Source organism: Streptomyces sp. NPDC001315 (assembly GCF_042896175.1).
In the GTDB taxonomy this organism is placed as follows: domain Bacteria; phylum Actinomycetota; class Actinomycetes; order Streptomycetales; family Streptomycetaceae; genus Streptomyces.
On the sequence record NZ_JBIAWZ010000022.1, the window covers coordinates 1 to 19,491 of the forward strand.

Annotated in this window: 12 protein-coding genes; 6 read left to right on the forward strand and 6 right to left on the reverse strand. The window is 69.6% G+C overall.

What is annotated here, in order from left to right; translation table 11 throughout:
• Nucleotides 1-194 precede the first annotated feature (194 nt).
• The 5 genes from ACFY16_RS35705 (at nucleotide 195) to ACFY16_RS35725 (ending at nucleotide 10,525) form a co-directional block, all read left to right on the forward strand.
• A complete protein-coding gene (locus ACFY16_RS35705; RefSeq protein WP_390651393.1) occupies nucleotides 195-1,067 on the forward strand; it encodes a hypothetical protein in 873 nt (290 codons plus the stop codon).
• Nucleotides 1,068-1,408: 341 nt separating this feature from the next.
• On the forward strand, nucleotides 1,409-1,939 hold the full coding sequence (gene rplJ, locus ACFY16_RS35710; RefSeq protein WP_390651394.1) for a 50S ribosomal protein L10: 531 nt from the start codon (nucleotides 1,409-1,411) through the stop codon (nucleotides 1,937-1,939).
• A 112-nt stretch (nucleotides 1,940-2,051) separates the two neighbouring features.
• Nucleotides 2,052-2,435 carry a 50S ribosomal protein L7/L12 gene (gene rplL / locus ACFY16_RS35715; protein WP_390651395.1) on the forward strand — a complete coding sequence of 128 codons (384 nt, stop codon included), beginning with the start codon at nucleotides 2,052-2,054 and terminating at the stop codon, nucleotides 2,433-2,435.
• A 610-nt stretch (nucleotides 2,436-3,045) separates the two neighbouring features.
• Nucleotides 3,046-6,531 (forward strand): DNA-directed RNA polymerase subunit beta, encoded by a 3,486-nt coding sequence (rpoB, locus tag ACFY16_RS35720; RefSeq protein WP_390651396.1) that lies wholly within the window; start codon nucleotides 3,046-3,048, stop codon nucleotides 6,529-6,531.
• A 94-nt stretch (nucleotides 6,532-6,625) separates the two neighbouring features.
• Complete coding sequence (locus ACFY16_RS35725) at nucleotides 6,626-10,525, forward strand: DNA-directed RNA polymerase subunit beta' (protein ID WP_351143354.1); 3,900 nt, start codon at nucleotides 6,626-6,628, stop codon at nucleotides 10,523-10,525.
• A 106-nt stretch (nucleotides 10,526-10,631) separates the two neighbouring features.
• On the opposite strand, the gene ACFY16_RS35730 is transcribed toward ACFY16_RS35725, so the two are convergent.
• From ACFY16_RS35730 to ACFY16_RS35755, 6 genes are all read right to left on the reverse strand, one after another.
• The gene (locus ACFY16_RS35730) at nucleotides 10,632-11,897 is read right to left on the reverse strand and encodes a M48 family metalloprotease (RefSeq protein ID WP_390651397.1); all 1,266 of its coding nucleotides are present in this window, start codon (nucleotides 11,895-11,897) and stop codon (nucleotides 10,632-10,634) included.
• 42 nt (nucleotides 11,898-11,939) lie between these two features.
• Nucleotides 11,940-12,497, reverse strand: a complete 558-nt coding sequence (locus tag ACFY16_RS35735) for a Pycsar system effector family protein (protein WP_390651398.1) — start codon at nucleotides 12,495-12,497, stop codon at nucleotides 11,940-11,942.
• A complete protein-coding gene (locus ACFY16_RS35740) occupies nucleotides 12,494-14,341 on the reverse strand; it encodes a hypothetical protein (RefSeq protein WP_390651399.1) in 1,848 nt (615 codons plus the stop codon). Before ACFY16_RS35740 ends, ACFY16_RS35735 begins: the two co-directional genes overlap by 4 nt.
• A 55-nt stretch (nucleotides 14,342-14,396) precedes the next feature.
• The gene (locus tag ACFY16_RS35745; protein WP_390651400.1) at nucleotides 14,397-16,595 is read right to left on the reverse strand and encodes a hypothetical protein; all 2,199 of its coding nucleotides are present in this window, start codon (nucleotides 16,593-16,595) and stop codon (nucleotides 14,397-14,399) included.
• Nucleotides 16,592-17,554 (reverse strand): hypothetical protein, encoded by a 963-nt coding sequence (locus ACFY16_RS35750; RefSeq protein ID WP_390651401.1) that lies wholly within the window; start codon nucleotides 17,552-17,554, stop codon nucleotides 16,592-16,594. The genes ACFY16_RS35745 and ACFY16_RS35750 overlap by 4 nt, the downstream gene beginning before the upstream one ends.
• A 314-nt stretch (nucleotides 17,555-17,868) precedes the next feature.
• Entirely contained in the window at nucleotides 17,869-18,654 is a 786-nt protein-coding gene (locus tag ACFY16_RS35755) for a Crp/Fnr family transcriptional regulator (protein WP_390651470.1), read from the reverse strand.
• Between the two features lie 465 nt (nucleotides 18,655-19,119).
• On the opposite strand from ACFY16_RS35755, the gene rpsL reads away from it, so the two are divergent.
• On the forward strand, nucleotides 19,120-19,491 hold the full coding sequence (rpsL, locus tag ACFY16_RS35760) for a 30S ribosomal protein S12 (protein WP_003948652.1): 372 nt from the start codon (nucleotides 19,120-19,122) through the stop codon (nucleotides 19,489-19,491).

The following is a 19,491-nucleotide window of genomic DNA, read 5'->3' on the forward strand; positions in this document are numbered from 1 at the left end:
GCACCCACCCCATACGACAACGTCGGCCTTCAAGACCACAACCGGGTCTTGAAGGCCGACGTCACGCGAGGCCCCGGATTAACCAACAGCATCCTTTCGAGGTGCGGGGCCCGTTCCCGTTTGCGCGCGCACCGGTGCCCTTTCCGCGGCGCCGGGTTAGCGTGAAGATCACGGGGGACACAAGGGGGGTACAGATGAGGGACAGGCTCGCCGTGCGCGGCATCCTCCGGTTCCTGCTGGCGGCCGCGCTGACCTCGGTCGCGGGGTGCACCTCCGCGGGCCGCGACGCCGCCCCGGGCCCCACGGAGTCCGACAGCGCCCCGCCCAGCCTCGCCCCGCGCACCGCGGCCGCGCTGCGCGCCGTGGAGGAGGCCACCGGCAAGGCCGGCTCCGCGCGGATCACCTCGACGACGGTCATGGGCGCCATGCTCTCCACGAAGACCGAGGGCACTCTCGACTGGGCCGGCGACTCCACCGGCACCTTGCGCATCACGTACACCGGCGGCGAACTGGCCGAGACCATGCGCAAGCTGGGCACCACCACGATGGAGGCCCGGCTGCTGCCCGACGCCTACTACGCCAAGGTCGGCGCCCGCTTCGCGGAGCAGCTGGGCGGCCGGCACTGGATCAGATACGACTACGACGACCTGGACGCACTGCCCGGCGACTCGGGGACCTACCTCAAGGACCAGCTCCGCAACACCGCCCCCATCCCTCCGATCAGGCTCCTGCTGGCCTCCGGGGACGTCCGCGCCGCGGGGGAGGAGGAGGTGGGCGGCGTGCGTACCCGGCACTACTCGGGCACGGTGGACGTGGCAGGTCTCTCCGACGCGGCGCTGAAGAAGCAGCTCACCGAGGCCGGTGTCACCGGCGAGACCCTGGAGATCTGGGTCGACGACCGCAACCTGCTGGTCAAGAAGGTGGAGCAGGCCAGGATGTCGACGGGCCTGATGACCCAGACCGCGTACTACCGCGACTACGGTGTGCGGCTCTCGGTCGAGCAGCCGCCGACGGCGGACACACAGGACTTCGAGGACCTGGTGAAGCGGCAGGAAGGCACGTCCTGAACATGACCGTCCCGTTCCGCGACCTGGCCGGGACGATGAACGACCTCGACGGGAGCCGAGCCCCGTACGGGCGGATTTGCTTGACGGCGACCCGCTCACGTACTCTCGTCCAGAAGCCAAAGACCGCTGGTCGTTGCCGTGTGCTCGTACGAGGGCGCGGTGGCCGAAGGATCCGCTGACTGCGGACGACCCGCGCAGGTGACTGTGGATGTGCTCCCGGGGTTCGTGGTTCTTACTGTGAACGACCGGTCGAGCTACGCCCCGTGCGCCTGCGCCGGGGCGTTTCGTTTGCCCAGCCCCTTCTGAGCGGTCCTCATCACCCGGAAGGAGGCCGACGCTCTATGGCAAGGCCCGACAAGGCTGCCGCGGTAGCCGAGCTCGCGGAGCAGTTCCGCAGCTCGAACGCCGCTGTGCTGACCGAGTACCGGGGTCTCACCGTGGCGCAGCTCAAGACGCTGCGTCGTTCGCTCGGTGACGACGCCCAGTACGCCGTGGTGAAGAACACGCTGACCAAGATTGCGGCCAACGAGGCCGGGATCTCGACGCTCGACGACCTGTTCAACGGTCCGACGGCGGTTGCCTTCATCTCCGGTGACCCGGTGGTGTCGGCGAAGGGTCTTCGTGACTTCGCCAAGGACAACCCGAACCTCATCATCAAGGGCGGTGTCCTTGAGGGTAAGGCGCTGTCCGCCGATGAGATCAAGAAGCTCGCGGACCTCGAGTCCCGCGAGGTTCTGCTCGCCAAGCTGGCGGGTGCCTTCAAGGGCAAGCAGACTCAGGCTGCTCAGGTCTTCCAGGCGCTCCCGTCGAAGTTCGTCCGCACCGCGGAGGCGCTTCGTGCCAAGCAGGCCGAGCAGGGCGGTGCCGAGTAATTCGGCTCGCGCATTGACCGCCGCCTGAGGCGACGGTCGTAGCGGGCCGAACGTACGCCCGCCTCACCAGTACATCCCGGCACCAGCCGAATTAGTGGAAGGATCGCCCATCATGGCGAAGCTCAGCCAGGAAGACCTGCTCGCGCAGTTCGAGGAGATGACCCTCATCGAGCTCTCCGAGTTCGTGAAGGCCTTCGAGGAGAAGTTCGACGTCACCGCCGCCGCCGCGGTCGCCGTCGCCGGCCCGGCCGGTCCGGCCGCCGCCGCCGAGGCCGCTGAGGAGCAGGACGAGTTCGACGTCATCCTCACGGGTGCCGGCGACAAGAAGATCCAGGTCATCAAGGTCGTGCGTGAGCTGACCTCCCTGGGTCTGAAGGAGGCCAAGGACCTCGTGGACGGCGCTCCGAAGCCGGTCCTCGAGAAGGTCGCCAAGGACGCCGCGGAGAAGGCCGCCGAGGCCCTCAAGGGCGCCGGCGCCTCCGTCGAGGTCAAGTAACACCCTCGAGGTCCCTCGGACCTCTCTGCGCGCTGACGACGGCCTCCTGAGGCTGTAACGCGAACGCACCGAAGAGCGATCATCCATCCGGGTGGTCGCTCTTCGGCGTTCCGAGGGGTTCCGTGGCGGCTGCCTTGCACCGGGGGCCCCCGGCGGTATGGTGATCTTCGTCGTGCCTGCCAGACCCCTGGTGACAGGTGGCAAGTGACGAGCGCAGCACCCGGTTTGGGCAAGGGGGCCTTGACGAACCGCACGCAGCGCGCAATTCTCAGGACGCGTCGTCACAAGGATCCGAATCCGAGGCATGGATCGACGACGAAGAGGGCAGTATCAACGTGCATTGAGGGCGTGGGCTTGCGCAGGTGTCGAGAACGACGAGGGTCTCGAAAAACCCGCACTGGACATCAGTGTGCCAAGTGGCTACACTGACCCTTTGCGCTGCCTGTTAGCTGTCCCCTGCCCGTCACCAGGGGCATGCCCTCGCTTGAGCACCGACGATCGGACCATTCCTGACCTGGCCCTTTAGCCAGATCCGGAACAGCCTGTCTTCGTGCACGGGAGAGGGACCGGTACGCGCGTAGTGAGTCCGAGCCCTCGGAAGGACCCCCTCTTGGCCGCCTCGCGCACTGCCTCGACCGCGAATATGAACAACGGCGCCAGCACCGCCCCGCTGCGCATCTCCTTTGCAAAGATCAAGGAGCCCCTCGAGGTTCCGAACCTTCTTGCGCTGCAAACCGAGAGCTTCGACTGGCTGCTCGGCAACGAAGCGTGGAAGGCTCGTGTCGAGGCGGCTCTGGAGTCCGGTCAGGACGTCCCCACCAAGTCCGGTCTGGAGGAGATCTTCGAGGAGATCTCTCCGATCGAGGACTTCTCCGGGTCGATGTCGCTGACGTTCCGCGACCACCGTTTCGAGCCCCCGAAGAACAGCATCGACGAGTGCAAGGACCGCGACTTCACGTACGCGGCTCCGCTCTTCGTCACGGCTGAGTTCACCAACAACGAGACCGGCGAGATCAAGTCCCAGACGGTCTTCATGGGCGACTTCCCGCTCATGACCAACAAGGGCACCTTCGTCATCAACGGCACCGAGCGTGTCGTGGTGTCGCAGCTGGTCCGTTCGCCGGGTGTCTACTTCGACTCCTCCATCGACAAGACGTCCGACAAGGACATCTTCTCCGCCAAGATCATCCCGTCCCGGGGTGCCTGGCTGGAGATGGAGATCGACAAGCGCGACATGGTCGGTGTGCGCATCGACCGCAAGCGCAAGCAGTCCGTCACCGTCCTCCTGAAGGCTCTCGGTTGGACCACCGAGCAGATCCTCGAGGAGTTCGGCGAGTACGAGTCCATGCGCGCCACCCTGGAGAAGGACCACACCCAGGGCCAGGACGACGCGCTGCTCGACATCTACCGCAAGCTGCGTCCGGGCGAGCCCCCGACCCGTGAGGCCGCGCAGACGCTGCTCGAGAACCTCTACTTCAACCCGAAGCGCTACGACCTCGCGAAGGTCGGCCGCTACAAGGTCAACAAGAAGCTGGGTGCGGAGGCTCCGCTCGACGCGGGCGTCCTGACCGTCGAGGACGTCATCTCGACGATCAAGTACCTGGTGAAGCTGCACGCGGGCGAGACCGAGACGGTCGCCGACAGCGGCCAGTCGATCGTCGTCGAGACCGACGACATCGACCACTTCGGCAACCGCCGTCTGCGCAGCGTCGGTGAGCTCATCCAGAACCAGGTCCGTACGGGTCTGGCGCGTATGGAGCGTGTCGTCCGCGAGCGGATGACGACTCAGGACGTCGAGGCGATCACGCCGCAGACCCTGATCAACATCCGGCCGGTCGTCGCCTCCATCAAGGAGTTCTTCGGCACCAGCCAGCTGTCGCAGTTCATGGACCAGAACAACCCGCTGTCGGGTCTCACCCACAAGCGCCGTCTGTCGGCTCTTGGCCCGGGTGGTCTCTCCCGTGAGCGGGCCGGCTTCGAGGTCCGTGACGTGCACCCCTCGCACTACGGCCGCATGTGCCCGATCGAGACGCCCGAAGGCCCGAACATCGGTCTGATCGGCTCGCTCGCCTCCTACGGCCGCGTCAACGCGTTCGGTTTCGTGGAGACGCCGTACCGCCGGGTCACCGACGGCATCGTCACCGACGAGGTCGACTACCTGACGGCCGACGAAGAGGACCGTTACGTCATCGCGCAGGCCAACGCCACGCTCGACGACGATCTGCGCTTCACCGAGAACCGCGTCCTGGTCCGCCGCCGTGGCGGCGAGGTCGACTACGTCGCCGGTGACGACGTGGACTACATGGACGTCTCGCCGCGCCAGATGGTGTCGGTCGCGACCGCCATGATCCCGTTCCTCGAGCACGACGACGCCAACCGTGCCCTCATGGGCGCGAACATGATGCGTCAGGCCGTGCCGCTGATTAAGTCCGAGTCCCCGCTCGTCGGCACCGGCATGGAGTACCGCTCCGCCGTCGACGCCGGCGACGTGGTCAAGGCCGAGAAGGCGGGTGTGGTCCAGGAGGTCTCCGCGGACTACATCACCACCGCCAACGACGACGGCACGTACATCACGTACCGCCTGGCCAAGTTCGCCCGCTCCAACCAGGGCACCTCGGTCAACCAGAAGGTCATCGTCAACGAGGGCGACCGCATCATCGAGGGCCAGGTCCTCGCCGATGGTCCGGCCACCCAGAACGGCGAGATGGCGCTGGGCAAGAACCTGCTCGTGGCGTTCATGCCGTGGGAGGGTCACAACTACGAGGACGCGATCATCCTGTCGCAGCGCCTCGTGCAGGACGACGTCCTCTCCTCGATCCACATCGAGGAGCACGAGGTCGACGCCCGTGACACCAAGCTCGGCCCTGAGGAGATCACCCGGGACATCCCGAACGTCTCCGAGGAGGTCCTCGCCGACCTCGACGAGCGCGGCATCATCCGTATCGGTGCCGAGGTCGTCGCCGGCGACATCCTCGTCGGCAAGGTCACGCCCAAGGGTGAGACCGAGCTGACGCCGGAGGAGCGCCTGCTGCGCGCGATCTTCGGTGAGAAGGCCCGTGAGGTCCGTGACACCTCGCTGAAGGTCCCGCACGGCGAGATCGGCAAGGTCATCGGCGTCCGCGTCTTCGACCGCGAGGAGGGCGACGAGCTTCCCCCCGGTGTGAACCAGCTGGTGCGCGTGTACGTGGCGCAGAAGCGCAAGATCACCGACGGTGACAAGCTCGCCGGCCGGCACGGCAACAAGGGTGTCATCTCGAAGATCCTGCCGATCGAGGACATGCCGTTCCTGGAGGACGGCACCCCGGTCGACATCATCCTCAACCCGCTCGGTGTCCCGTCCCGAATGAACCCGGGACAGGTCCTGGAGATCCACCTCGGCTGGCTCGCCAGCCGCGGCTGGGACGTCTCCGGCCTCGCCGAGGAGTGGGCGCAGCGTCTGCAGGTCATCGGTGCCGACCAGGTCGCCCCGGGCACCAACGTCGCCACCCCGGTCTTCGACGGTGCGCGTGAGGACGAGCTCGCGGGTCTGCTGCAGCACACCATCCCGAACCGTGACGGCGAGCGCATGGTGCTCCCGACCGGTAAGGCGCGGCTGTTCGACGGCCGCTCCGGTGAGCCGTTCCCGGACCCGATCTCGGTCGGCTACATGTACATCCTGAAGCTGCACCACCTGGTCGACGACAAGCTGCACGCCCGGTCGACCGGTCCGTACTCGATGATCACCCAGCAGCCGCTGGGTGGTAAGGCTCAGTTCGGTGGCCAGCGCTTCGGTGAGATGGAGGTGTGGGCGCTGGAGGCTTACGGCGCCGCGTACGCCCTCCAGGAGCTGCTGACCATCAAGTCCGACGACGTCACCGGCCGCGTGAAGGTCTACGAGGCCATCGTCAAGGGCGAGAACATCCCCGAGCCCGGCATCCCCGAGTCCTTCAAGGTGCTCATCAAGGAGATGCAGTCCCTGTGCCTCAACGTGGAGGTGCTGTCCTCGGACGGCATGTCCATCGAGATGCGCGACACCGACGAGGACGTCTTCCGCGCGGCGGAGGAGCTTGGCATCGACCTGTCCCGGCGCGAGCCGAGCAGCGTCGAAGAGGTCTGACGGGAGTCCGGCCGGGCTCGACATGAGCCCGGCCGGCCCCAGGACCCCCGTATCAGACCCCATGACTTACAACCCTGAGAGGGATTGACGCATAGTGCTCGACGTCAACTTCTTCGACGAGCTCCGGATCGGTCTGGCTACCGCTGACGACATCCGTCAGTGGAGCCACGGCGAGGTCAAGAAGCCCGAGACCATCAACTACCGCACGCTCAAGCCCGAAAAGGACGGACTCTTCTGCGAGAAGATCTTCGGTCCGACCCGGGACTGGGAGTGCTACTGCGGCAAGTACAAGCGCGTCCGCTTCAAGGGCATCATCTGTGAGCGCTGCGGCGTCGAGGTCACTCGCGCCAAGGTGCGTCGTGAGCGGATGGGCCACATCGAGCTGGCCGCTCCCGTCACGCACATCTGGTACTTCAAGGGTGTCCCGTCGCGTCTGGGCTACCTGCTCGACCTGGCGCCGAAGGACCTCGAGAAGGTCATCTACTTCGCCGCGTACATGATCACGTTCGTGGACGAGGAGCGTCGTACCCGCGACCTGCCCTCGCTGGAGGCGCACGTCTCCGTCGAGCGTCAGCAGATCGAGAACCGTCGCGACGCCGACCTCGAGTCCCGCGCCAAGAAGCTCGAGACCGACCTGGCCGAGCTCGAGGCCGAGGGTGCCAAGGCCGACGTGCGCCGAAAGGTGCGCGAGGGTGCCGAGCGTGAGATGAAGCAGCTGCGGGACCGTTCGCAGCGCGAGATCGACCGTCTCGACGAGGTGTGGGCCCGGTTCAAGAACCTCAAGGTCCAGGACCTCGAGGGCGACGAGCTGCTCTACCGCGAGCTGCGCGACCGCTTCGGCACGTACTTCGACGGTTCGATGGGTGCCGCGGCGCTGCAGAAGCGCCTGGAGTCCTTCGACCTCGACGAGGAGGCCGAGAAGCTCCGCGAGATCATCCGCACCGGCAAGGGCCAGAAGAAGACCCGTGCGCTGAAGCGGCTGAAGGTCGTGTCTGCCTTCCTGCAGACCTCCAACAGCCCCAAGGGCATGGTTCTCGACTGCGTCCCGGTCATCCCGCCGGACCTTCGCCCGATGGTGCAGCTGGACGGTGGCCGCTTCGCGACCTCCGACCTGAACGACCTGTACCGCCGTGTGATCAACCGCAACAACCGCCTGAAGCGCCTTCTCGACCTCGGTGCGCCCGAGATCATCGTGAACAACGAGAAGCGCATGCTCCAGGAGGCCGTCGACGCCCTCTTCGACAACGGTCGTCGTGGTCGCCCGGTCACCGGTCCCGGTAACCGCCCGCTCAAGTCCCTGAGCGACATGCTCAAGGGCAAGCAGGGTCGTTTCCGTCAGAACCTGCTCGGCAAGCGTGTGGACTACTCCGCGCGTTCCGTGATCGTCGTCGGTCCGCAGCTGAAGCTGCACCAGTGCGGTCTGCCGAAGGCGATGGCGCTGGAGCTCTTCAAGCCGTTCGTGATGAAGCGTCTGGTCGACCTGAACCACGCGCAGAACATCAAGAGCGCCAAGCGCATGGTGGAGCGCGGCCGCACCGTCGTGTACGACGTCCTCGAAGAGGTCATCGCCGAGCACCCGGTGCTGCTGAACCGTGCGCCCACCCTGCACCGCCTCGGCATCCAGGCCTTCGAGCCGCAGCTGGTCGAGGGCAAGGCCATCCAGATCCACCCGCTCGTCTGCACCGCGTTCAACGCGGACTTCGACGGTGACCAGATGGCCGTGCACCTGCCGCTGTCCGCGGAGGCGCAGGCCGAGGCCCGCATCCTGATGCTGTCCTCGAACAACATCCTCAAGCCCGCCGACGGCCGTCCGGTGACGATGCCGACCCAGGACATGGTCCTCGGTCTGTTCTTCCTGACGACCGACGGTGAGCTGCGCGACACCAAGGGCGAGGGCCGGGCGTTCGGCTCCACGGCCGAGGCGACCATGGCGTTCGACGCCGGTGAGCTCGCGCTCCAGTCCGCGGTCGACATCCGCTTCCCGGTGGGCACCATCCCGCCGCGCGGCTGGACCCCGCCGGCGCGGGAGGAGGGCGAGCCGGAGTGGCAGCAGGGTGACACCTTCCGCCTGCGTACGACCCTGGGCCGCGCGCTCTTCAACGAGCTGCTGCCCGAGGACTACCCGTTCGTCGACTACTCGGTGGGCAAGAAGCAGCTCGGCGAGATCGTCAACGACCTCGCGGAGCGCTACCCCAAGGTCATCGTGGCGGCGACGCTCGACAACCTGAAGGCGGCCGGCTTCTACTGGGGTACCCGCTCCGGTGTCACCGTGGCCATCTCCGACGTCGTCGTCCCCGAGGCGAAGAAGGCGATCGTCGCGGGCTACGAGGCGCAGGACGAGAAGGTCCAGAAGCAGTACGAGCGCGGTCTGATCACCAAGGAAGAGCGCACTCAGGAGCTCATCGCGATCTGGACCAAGGCGACCAACGAGGTCGCCGAGGCGATGAACGAGAACTTCCCCAAGACGAACCCCATCTTCATGATGGTTGACTCGGGTGCCCGAGGAAACATGATGCAGATGCGGCAGATCGCCGGTATGCGTGGTCTGGTGTCGAACGCGAAGAACGAGACCATCCCGCGTCCGATCAAGGCGTCCTTCCGTGAGGGCCTCTCCGTGCTGGAGTACTTCATCTCCACGCACGGTGCCCGTAAGGGTCTGGCGGACACCGCCCTGCGTACCGCCGACTCGGGTTACCTGACCCGTCGTCTGGTGGACGTCTCGCAGGACGTCATCATCCGCGAGGAGGACTGCGGCACCGAGCGCGGCCTCAAGCTGGCCATCGCCGAGCGCGGCGCCGACGGCGTCCTGCGCAAGGCGGACAACGCCGAGACCAGCGTGTACGCGCGCTGCCTCGCCGAGGACATCGTCGTCGACGGCAAGGTGCTCGCCCCGGCGGGCGTCGACCTCGGTGACGTCCTCATCGACCAGCTGGTCGCCGCGGGCGTCGAGGAGGTCAAGACCCGCTCGGTCCTGACCTGTGAGTCGACCGTCGGCACCTGCGCGATGTGCTACGGCCGCTCGCTGGCCACCGGCAAGCTGGTCGACATCGGTGAGGCGGTCGGCATCATCGCCGCCCAGTCCATCGGTGAGCCCGGTACCCAGCTGACGATGCGTACCTTCCACACCGGTGGTGTGGCCGGTGACGACATCACCCAGGGTCTGCCGCGTGTCGTCGAGCTCTTCGAGGCCCGTACCCCGAAGGGTGTCGCCCCGATCTCCGAGGCCTCCGGCCGCGTCCGGATCGAGGAGACCGAGAAGACCAAGAAGATCGTCATCACGCCGGACGACGGCAGCGACGAGACGGCGTTCCCGATCTCGAAGCGCGCCCGACTCCTGGTCAGCGAGGGCGAGCACGTGGAGGTGGGCCAGAAGCTCACCGTGGGTGCCACCAACCCGCACGACGTGCTGCGCATCCTGGGCCAGCGTGCCGTCCAGGTCCACCTGGTCGGCGAGGTCCAGAAGGTCTACAACTCGCAGGGTGTGTCGATCCACGACAAGCACATCGAGATCATCATCCGGCAGATGCTGCGCCGTGTGACGATCATCGAGTCCGGCGACGCCGAGCTGCTGCCCGGCGAGCTGGTCGAGCGCTCGAAGTTCGAGACCGAGAACCGTCGTGTGGTCCAGGAGGGCGGTCACCCGGCCTCCGGTCGTCCGCAGCTCATGGGTATCACCAAGGCCTCGCTGGCCACGGAGTCCTGGCTGTCGGCGGCGTCCTTCCAGGAGACGACCAGGGTTCTGACGGACGCGGCGATCAACGCCAAGTCCGACTCCCTGATCGGCCTCAAGGAGAACGTCATCATCGGTAAGCTCATCCCGGCCGGTACGGGTCTGTCCCGCTACCGCAACATCCGGGTCGAGCCGACCGAGGAGGCCAAGGCCGCGATGTACTCGGCCGTCGGCTACGACGACATCGACTACTCGCCGTTCGGCACGGGCTCCGGCCAGGCCGTTCCGCTGGAGGACTACGACTACGGTCCGTACAACCAGTAAGGCGCAGTACGTCTGAAGCACTGAAGGGCGGTCACCCCGTGGGGTGGCCGCCCTTCGGCGTTTCCGCAGCTCTCGACAGAGCCGCCGGCTCCTGGTGCGGCGGCTCTCAGTACGGCCGCTGCGGCTGGAGGTACGGCTGCAGGTGGTGCAGCCGGGTGTGGTAGTCCGGGTGGGAGGACAGCAGCTTGCTCAGCGCGCTCTCCGCGACGGGCACACCGCCGTTCTGCGCGGTGAGCGCGGCCTGGGCCTGCTGCTCCTGCTGGTGCAGCTTGCCCAGTACGGCGGCCAGCATCGGAGCGAAGCCGAGGCCCGCGGCGTGTTCGTCGGCCCGTAGCTCGGCGCGGCGGCCGACGGCGGCGAGCGCGTACGGCACGCCCAGGATCAGCAGCGGGAGGCCGTACAGGGTGCTGACGGTCGCCACGGCGATACCGCCGATGAACAGCACGACAAAGGCGACGCCGAAGCAGCCGAAGGCGCGCGACACATGGAAGACGAAGGTGGAGAACACCTTCAGGACACGCCAGGCGATGCGGCCCGGCAGCGCGTACCAGTAGCCGAGGAGCCCGGACCAGGCGTGGCCGCCGACGTGGTGGCCCAGCTCATGGGCCATGACGGCGGCGAGCTCGCCGTTGGGGAGCTCGTTCATGGCGAAGCGGGTGACGCCGACGATGTGGCCGGCCGCGGCGACCGCGTTGAGGCTGTCGCTGTCCTCGACCCAGAGCTCGTAGGTGCGGCCCTCGACGCCGGCCCGGGCCGTGACCTCCCGCCAGACCGGTTCGATTTTGGCTCGTTCTTGCGGCGTGGGGTAGCGCAGATGGAGCAAACGGCGCGCGAGGGCGCTCTCTGTGGGGCGGTGGAACACAAGTGCGCCGCTGGCGAGCCAGAGCAGGATCACGACGAACGCGAGGTCGCCGAAGAAGGCGGAGACCAGGCCGACGACGCAGAGGCTGCAGAGGAAGTTCGGCAGGTAGAGGAGCAGGTTGCCGACCGCGGTGGCGTCCGTGCGCCGCTGGTGGTTGGAGATGTGGACGCGGCGGGCGTCGGTGTTGATGTGGTGAGGGTGAGCGGGGTCGCCGGGGGGCGGGGGAGCGGAGGCGGTGGGGGGAACGGGAGGAGCGGCGGGAGCGGCGGGGACGGTCGGAGACTGGGGCGGGGTCTGGGGGTACTGCGGGGGGATCGGCGCGGAGGCTTGCGGGTACGTGGGCGTGGCCTGCGGGTATGCGGGTGAGGCCTGTGGGTACGCGGGTGCGGCTTGCGGGTACGTGGGTGGCTGCTGTGGGTACGTGGGTGGCTCTTGCGGGTACTGCGGGGGTACCTGCGGCTGGGCGGCCTGGGCGGGGTACTCCGGGTACTCCGGCGGTGGCTGGGTCATCGGGCTTCCTTCGGAGGCGGGGACGGCTGCTGTGCGGGGCGGTCAGCCGATCAGCAGGGAGGCGGGCAGCAGGACCGTGCCGGTGCAGAAGGCGATCAGGCCGGTGCGGATCCACTGGTGCTTGCGTGCGGCGATCCGGCTCAGGTCGGCGAGTGCGGTGGTCAGCCCGGTCGTGGGGTCGCGCCGGGTGTCGCCGAGCGCGGTCTCCAACTGTCCGAGCCGGACGGCCTGTTGGATGTCGCCGAAGTAGGACAGGGGCCGGCCGGGCGTCCACTTCTCGGCGCGGTAGCGGGGCAGTACGGCCAGCAGCAGGGCGAAGAGGGAGAGCCCCAGGGCCGCGGACCCGGCCCACCACAGCGCCGTGCCCGTGGCGGAGAGCGCGGCCGGGGTCCAGTCCCGCCCGGCGAGCAGACCGCTGGACACGCCCGCGGTCGTGCCGAGGGCGGCGACCAGGACGGACGCCTTGCTGTCGGCACGGGCGACCTCGCCGCGCAGCTCGGTGAGGAGCCGCTCGCAGAGGGGGACCAGGTCGGCGGGCGGGTCGGCGTCGTCCGGGCGGGGAGCCGGGGCCGGGACGGGAGCGGGATCGAGCGTGGTCATGTGCCGCCGTCCTCCGTCTTGTCGGCCCCGCTGCTGCCATTCGCGCCGCTGTCGTTCCGGTCGCCGCCGTTCGCGCCGCCGTCGTTCCCGTCCGGGGCTGCGGGGGCGTCCGGCACGGCCTGGGCCGGCAGGGTCGGGGTCCTGCCGTAGCCGGGCGGGGGCTGCCAGGCGGGCGGTTCGGGTGCGGAGCCGGCCGGCCCGGACGGAGACGCCGCCGTCGCGGCCTGCGGCGCCGGGGCACCGGCGTACGGGCCGGAGGCGCCCGGCGCGGGCGGCGGGGAGTACGCCGGGGGCGGCGGGGAGTAGGGCGCGGGTGCCTGTGCGCCCGGGGTGCCGGGCGGGAACTGGGGGAACGGCGCCACCCCGGGCGGGGCGGGCGGGGCCGTGGGCGCGGCGGGGACTGTGGGGGTGCCGGCCGGGCCGGGCGCGGTGGGGATCGTGGGTGTGGCGGCCGGGCCGGGCGCGGTGGGCATCGTCGGGGTGCCGGCCGGGCCCGGCGCGGTGGGGCCGCCGTACGGGCCGGGGGCAGTCGTCGGCGAGCCCGGGTACGGCCCGGTCGGGAACGGCCCTGCCGTGGCCGGCTGCCCGGGCGCGTACGGTCCTGTCGGCGCCGCGTACCCACCCGCGGGCTGCGCCGGCCCGCCCGTGCCGCCGTACCCCGTTGGACCAGGCTGTCCTGCCGTGCCCGGCTCCGGCGCGCCGCCACCCTGCGGGATCGCCGCCCCCGGATACGCCGGTCCACCTCCCTGCGGCAGCGGCGGCGGGTTCTGCGGTACGCCCGGGAGGCGCTGGGTGAGGATGTCGTTGACCGTGCGCAGGGCCAGTTGCTTGGGGCCCTCCAGCTCCCAGTTCTCGGCGGCGTCACCGCTCAGAAGCTGCTTCACCAGCTCCATCTGGGACTGGATCATGCGGAGTTGGTCCTCGCGCATGCTGGTCATGACCAGGGCCGAGTCCTCCGGGTGCTGGGCCAGGTGCAGCGCCCAGGCGTGCACGCCACCCTGCTGGAGGTGGTACTGGTAGAAGTCGATCTTCTGCGCCTCCAACTGCTGGAGTTCCAGCTGATGCTGACCCGCCAGCAGTGCCTGCGCATGCTGCCATCGCTGCTGCTGGAGGAGCAGTTCCTGCTGCTGGGTGCCGTACTGCAGGGCGCGTTCGATCTGCAGCGAGTCGCTCTGCCGGCCCCGGCGGTCGACCTCGACGTCGATCTCCATGCCCCGCTGCGCCGCACGGATCTGCTCGGCGGCGGAGTGGTCGATGGCCTGCTTGCGCAGCTCGTGCTCGATGTTGGCCTGGTCGCGCCGCAACCGCAGGGTCCAGGTGACCTGGAGTCCGGCCAGCGCCCCGAGCGGCCCCAGCAGGTTCATCCGCTCCAGCAGCTCCACCTCGGCGGCCGCGCTGTCGGCGATGGCGAACCGGCGCGTCACCGGGCGGGCCGCCTGCTGGAGTTCGCCCAGCAGCAGGCCGGGCACGTCCCGGTGGCCGCTGGCCACGAAGCGGGCCGGGTCGAGGACCTGCCAGGAGAGGTCGACCACGGCCGTGAACTCGAACGCGTCGTTGTCGCTGGGCAGGGTGAGGTCGCAGGTGTGCGGGTGCACGCCCATGTCCACCTCGTACACGGCCGTGTAGTGGTTCGCCGCGATGTCGCCGCGCGTCGGCCGCCGCGGCGGCAGATACGCCTCGTATCCGCCCTTGGCGATGGAGAAGACCAGGGCGTGGTCGATACGGACGTACGACTTCAGGCTGAACTCGAAGCGCGACAGCTGCCGCACGGTGAGGACCGGATCGACGATCTGGGTGTGCCGGTCGGCCTGCTGCTGCCACTCGGGCTGGCGGAAGGTGGGCATGGGGCGTGTCTCCTCGGACGTACCACCCGGCGTACGCGGGTCGGTCTGACGTGGGTCAGCGGGTGGGAAGCGTGGTCAGCAGGCGGGCCGCGACCGGGGGCGGGGGGTTTCCGTCCTCGCCGGGCATGGTGCGCAGCAGATGGCTCAGCCGCTGGTGTTCGGCGGGCGTGGTGACGAGGGCGGGGAGCAGGGCGGCCAGCGCCCATTCGGTGGCCGTGGCGCGGTCGGCGATCAGGACCCACCCGCGCAGCACGTCGAGCGCGTGCCGCGTGGCGCGCGGGTCGGCCAGCGCGGCGCGCCAGAGGTACGGGATGCCGTGGGACGCGGCACCGGCCTCGGGCACCGCGCGGGCGTACCACGCGAGGACCAGCGGGGTGCCGTACCGCTCGTCGTCCTCCGTACGGCGGCAGGCGTTGACGAAGCCGGCGAGCGTGAGGTCGTGCACGGCGCGGTCGTCGGCGAGGTGTTCCCGCAGTTCCTCGAGCACCTGCTCGCTGGCGGGGGAGAGCAGCAGCAGTTCCACGGCCTCGGCGAGCTCGCCGGCCATCTCGTCGTCGAGGTCGTCGGGGCCGTCGTCGTAGAGCCGCCGTACCGCTCCGCGCAGCGCGGCGAGGGCCTGCTCGGGGCGTTCCGGGCCGATCAGCCCGTACGACCGCACGGCCACCCAGCGCAGTCGCGCGTCGGGGCCCTCGCACCAGGCGTCGAGGATGCGCGGGATGTTGGGCGTGTCGATGAGGTGGGCGAGGGTGAGGGCGTTGACGGCGACCAGCCGCTGCCGGAACCGCTTGGAGGTGGCCCACGGCTCGATGACCAGGGCCATCGCCGACGGCAGGTCGGTGCGGGCCAGGATCGCGACGGTGGACGCGGCGCGGGTACGGACCAGGGGGCGGCCGTCCTCGGCGAGGTGGCGCAGCCAGCGGATGAGGGCGGGCCGGGCGGACGGATGGCCCGTCCACAGCTCGCGCAACAGGACGAGCGAGGCCCGCTCGTCGCGGAACGCGGCCTTCTGCTGGGTGACCGGGCCCCACTCGGTGTGCTCGTCCTCCTCGTACTTCCTCGCGCGGGCGAGCTGCAGGCGCTTGCCGATGTGCGTGCCGAAGACGGGGACCTCGGCGACGCGGGCCGGGTTCTCGGTCTCCTGGAGGAAGCGGTAGAGGAGGTCGCTCAGTTCGGCGGTGAGGGCGTACGGGCCGCCGTCGAAGGCGGCCAGGGCGACCAGGAAGGCCTTGTCGCGCAGGTGGACCGCGCTCTCGTCCTCCTCGAACCACTCCTGCACCTGGTTCTCCAGAGAGGCCAGCGAGAACTGGGCCACCGCGTCCTCGGTGACCTGTCCGGTCGCGTACGCGCCCAGCAACCGGGCGAAGGCGGCGACCTCGCGCAGCTGGTGGCCGCGGCCCAGGAACTCCACCACGTCCGGCAGGCCGAGCAGCTTGGCGGCGGTCTCCTCGTCGGTGCGGGTGCGCAGGTGCGCGGCGAGGACGTCGGCCGTGGCAGGCGGCCGCCACTCCACGACGGGCACGTCCTCCAGTACGGCATTGGGGCCGACGGTCACGACCAGAAAGGCGTCCTGCTCGGCGAGGAGGTCCTTCGCCGCGAGCAGGTGCGGTTCCCGCAGGGGGCGGTCGCGGCGGGTGGTGAGGTCGCACAGGACATAGCCGCGGGCCTGGTCCTCGGCCGCGAACTGCTCGGCGAGGGCGGCCGGGCCGGTGTCGCGCTCCAGGGTGCGGACCGGGGCGGCGGCCAGACGGTGCAGCAGCATCAGGGCGGCCGTGCGGCGGCCGGTGAAGCGGGCGCCGGACAGGACGAGGACACGGTCGCGGCGCAGCCGGTCGAGCAGGCCGGCCATGACCTCCTCGTCGGCGACGAAGGTGGTGGCCAGACGGTCGAGGGTGGTCCGCGGGACCTCGCCGGAGGCCGAGGCGGGCGCGGAGATCCCCGGTATCGCGTAGTGGATCTCCGTCTTGCTGCCCATGATGACGTCGCCGGCGACCCGGCCGCCGCTGACGCCGTGCTGGTCGTGGCCGACCAGGCTGCCGCCGAAGCGGGCACGGTCGCCGACGTTCATGGTGCGGGGGCTGTGGTCGACCAGGTCGCGCCGGGCGGACCAGGCGTTCTGCGGCTGGTCGCGTTCCTCGGTGGCTTCGCCGGTCGGCTGGGTCTCGTCGGCGGCCGACTCGGCCTGCTTCGGGTCCGGTGCGTTGCCGTTGCCGGGCCCGCCCGGTCTGGGGTTCTCCGGTTCTGCTGGGCTGCTCATGCGCCGTCCCCCCGCTCGGTGCCGCCGAGGTTCACGTCGCCGGTGACCTGGCCGCCGCTGACCCCGTGCTGGTCGCCGCCGACCAGGCTGCCGCCGAAGGACGACGAGCCGCCGTTGAAGTTGAAGACGGTGCCCGGCGCCGGGGCTCCCCGTGTCCCGTCCGGCGCCGGGCGGTCCCTGCGGGTGCCCTGAGCGGGGACCCTCTCCTCGGGGGCGCCCGATGAGGGGACCCGGTCGGCGGGGGTGCCCTGAGCGGGGACCCTCTCCTGCGAGCCGTCCTGTGCGGGGACCCGCGGCGCCGGGCGGTCCCCCGAACCGCCCGGCGCCTCCCCCGCCCCCGTGTCACCGTGGTCTTTGCCGTCTGCCTCAGCCGCCTCGGCCGCCCCGGCGGGCACTGGGCCGTGCAGCCACGCCTTCAGCGGGCCGTTCTTGCTGGCCACCGTCACCGGGTGGAAGTCGGCGGCCGGGATGCCCGGGTGGTCGTGCCGTACGACACCGGAGTACAGGGCGTCGGAGACGCACAGGGCGAAGTCGGCGGTGCGCTCGCGCAGGGCGGCGCGCAGTACGTCAGCGTCCAGCAGTCGGCAGGCGTGGTTGAGGTCGGAGCCGACCCAGCCGTCGTGCTTGTCGACGGCGACGTAACCGGTGGCGAGGACACCGCGCAGCCTGATCTGCGCGGAGCTCGACGCCATGCGGTTGACCGTCCTCAGCTGGGCCGGGACCTCCGTGAGCAGGGCCCGCAGCAGCGCCGTGACCGGGGTGTTGGCATCGATCAGCTCCATCACCGAGTCCCCGCGGTCGGCCCGCAGCCGGCGGGTCTCGTCGATGCCCGCGCTCTCCAGCGTGCGGTCGGCGATGTCGTAGAGCATGCGCCGCAGATAGGCCTGCTCCACGTCGTCCCGGTCACTGAACCTCTCGATGTCCAGCAGCAGGATCGTGCGGCTCACGGGGTCGGTCATGGTCGCCTCTCGAGGGGTGTGCGCTGTGCAGAGCAGCAGCGTGGTGGCGATGGGGCTTCGGCGGTGAGGGCGGATGACGCACTCGGAGTGTGACCGTGTGCACAGAAGCCCTCCGGGGGGTGCGGGAGCTTCGTGAGCCGGGGTGCCCGTTGCGGGGCGGGCGTGCCGACCGTCACGGGGGCTGCCGCCCCCCGGCCCCGCTTCGGCCTGGAGGGCCTCGCCCTCAAGCGCCGGCCGGGCTGGAAGGCCTCGTCCTCAAGCGCCGAACGGGCTGGATGTCGTCGGCCGGGGTTGCAATGTCCGGTCGCTTGCGGTTACACGTCCGCCCGCCCCGGTGGCGATGCGACCCCGTCCACCGGCCCCGGTGGCGACGGGATCCCCATCGCCGGTCCCGTCGCCGCGATCCTCCGCAGGATGTCCGGCCGCATGATCAGCATGGTGCGGCGGCCCGTGGCGACGGCCCCCTTGTCCCGCAGTTCCCGCAGCAGGCGCTGCACCATCTCCCGGGACGCGCCCACCGAGCCCGCAAGCTCCTGCTTGCTGAGCGGTACGGCCAGCTCGACGCCCTCCGGGGTGCGGCGGCCGTGCGTGCGGGCCAGGTCCAGGAGCAGGACGGCGAAGCGCTCCCGCACGCTCATCGACGCGAACTCCAGCCGACGCCGGTCCGCCGCGCGGGTGCGGTCCGCGGTGAGGCCGAGAAGGGCGAAGGAGACGGCGGGGGAGCGGTTGAGGAAGTCCTTGAAGCGGTCACGCTCCACCGCCACCGCCCGTACCGGCTCCAGCGCGGTCACCGTCGCCGACCGCGGGCGTCCGGTCAGCGCGGCCGACTCGCCGACGATGTCGCCGGGGCCGCGCAGCGCCAGCAGGGCCTCGTAACCGTTGGCGGCCGAGGCGGTGACCTTGGTCCAGCCGTACGCGAGGAAGAGGACGTGCGAGGAGGGCTCGTGCTGGTGGACCAGGACCATACGGGGCGTGAAGTCCAGCGAGCGGCCCAGCGCCAGCAGCGCCGAGCGGTCCTCGCTCTCCAGCCGGGCCAGGAACGGCACCCGGTCGTCCAGGCCGCCGTCGTCCGGCGAGTACGCGGACGTCCCCATTGGCATGCTCATCCCCCGATTCCCGACAGCGGACGGATCAACGTACTGAAAGCGCAAGATCGCGGAGTGTGAAAGAGCGCAAACCGGCCATTGGCGGAAGACGGCGCCCGGACGTACTCGGCTCGCCTCGCCTGCCAGGTGCCGGGTCGGGACGCGCAGGCGGCCCGGGAACCGTCGATTCGAAGATCGCGGAAGGAGCGCGGCTTCGGCTTGTTTTGTGCGGGCCCGCCGGTCCCGCCCATTTGTTTTGACCGCAGCGAATGAGGTAGGTACGCTCAGACCTTGTGCCTGGGGTGTGCCCTGGCCCTCGTGCGTGCCTTGAACCGCACGCGGGGTCCGAGACCGGCCACCGCAATCTGCGCCCTTTTTGCCTTGCGGCGAAGGTCCGCGGGATTCGACACACCCGACCGCGTGGGTCGGTGAATGTTCCAGGTTAGCTTCACCATTCGGCACACAGAAACCGGAGAAGTAGTGCCTACGATCCAGCAGCTGGTCCGGAAGGGCCGGCAGGACAAGGTCGAGAAGAACAAGACGCCCGCACTCGAGGGTTCGCCCCAGCGTCGTGGCGTCTGCACGCGTGTGTTCACGACCACCCCGAAGAAGCCGAACTCGGCCCTGCGTAAGGTCGCGCGTGTGCGTCTGACCAGCGGTATCGAGGTCACTGCTTACATTCCGGGTGAGGGACACAACCTGCAGGAGCACTCCATCGTGCTCGTGCGCGGCGGCCGTGTGAAGGACCTGCCGGGTGTTCGCTACAAGATCATCCGTGGTTCCCTCGACACCCAGGGTGTCAAGAACCGCAAGCAGGCCCGCAGCCGCTACGGCGCCAAGAAGGAGAAGTAA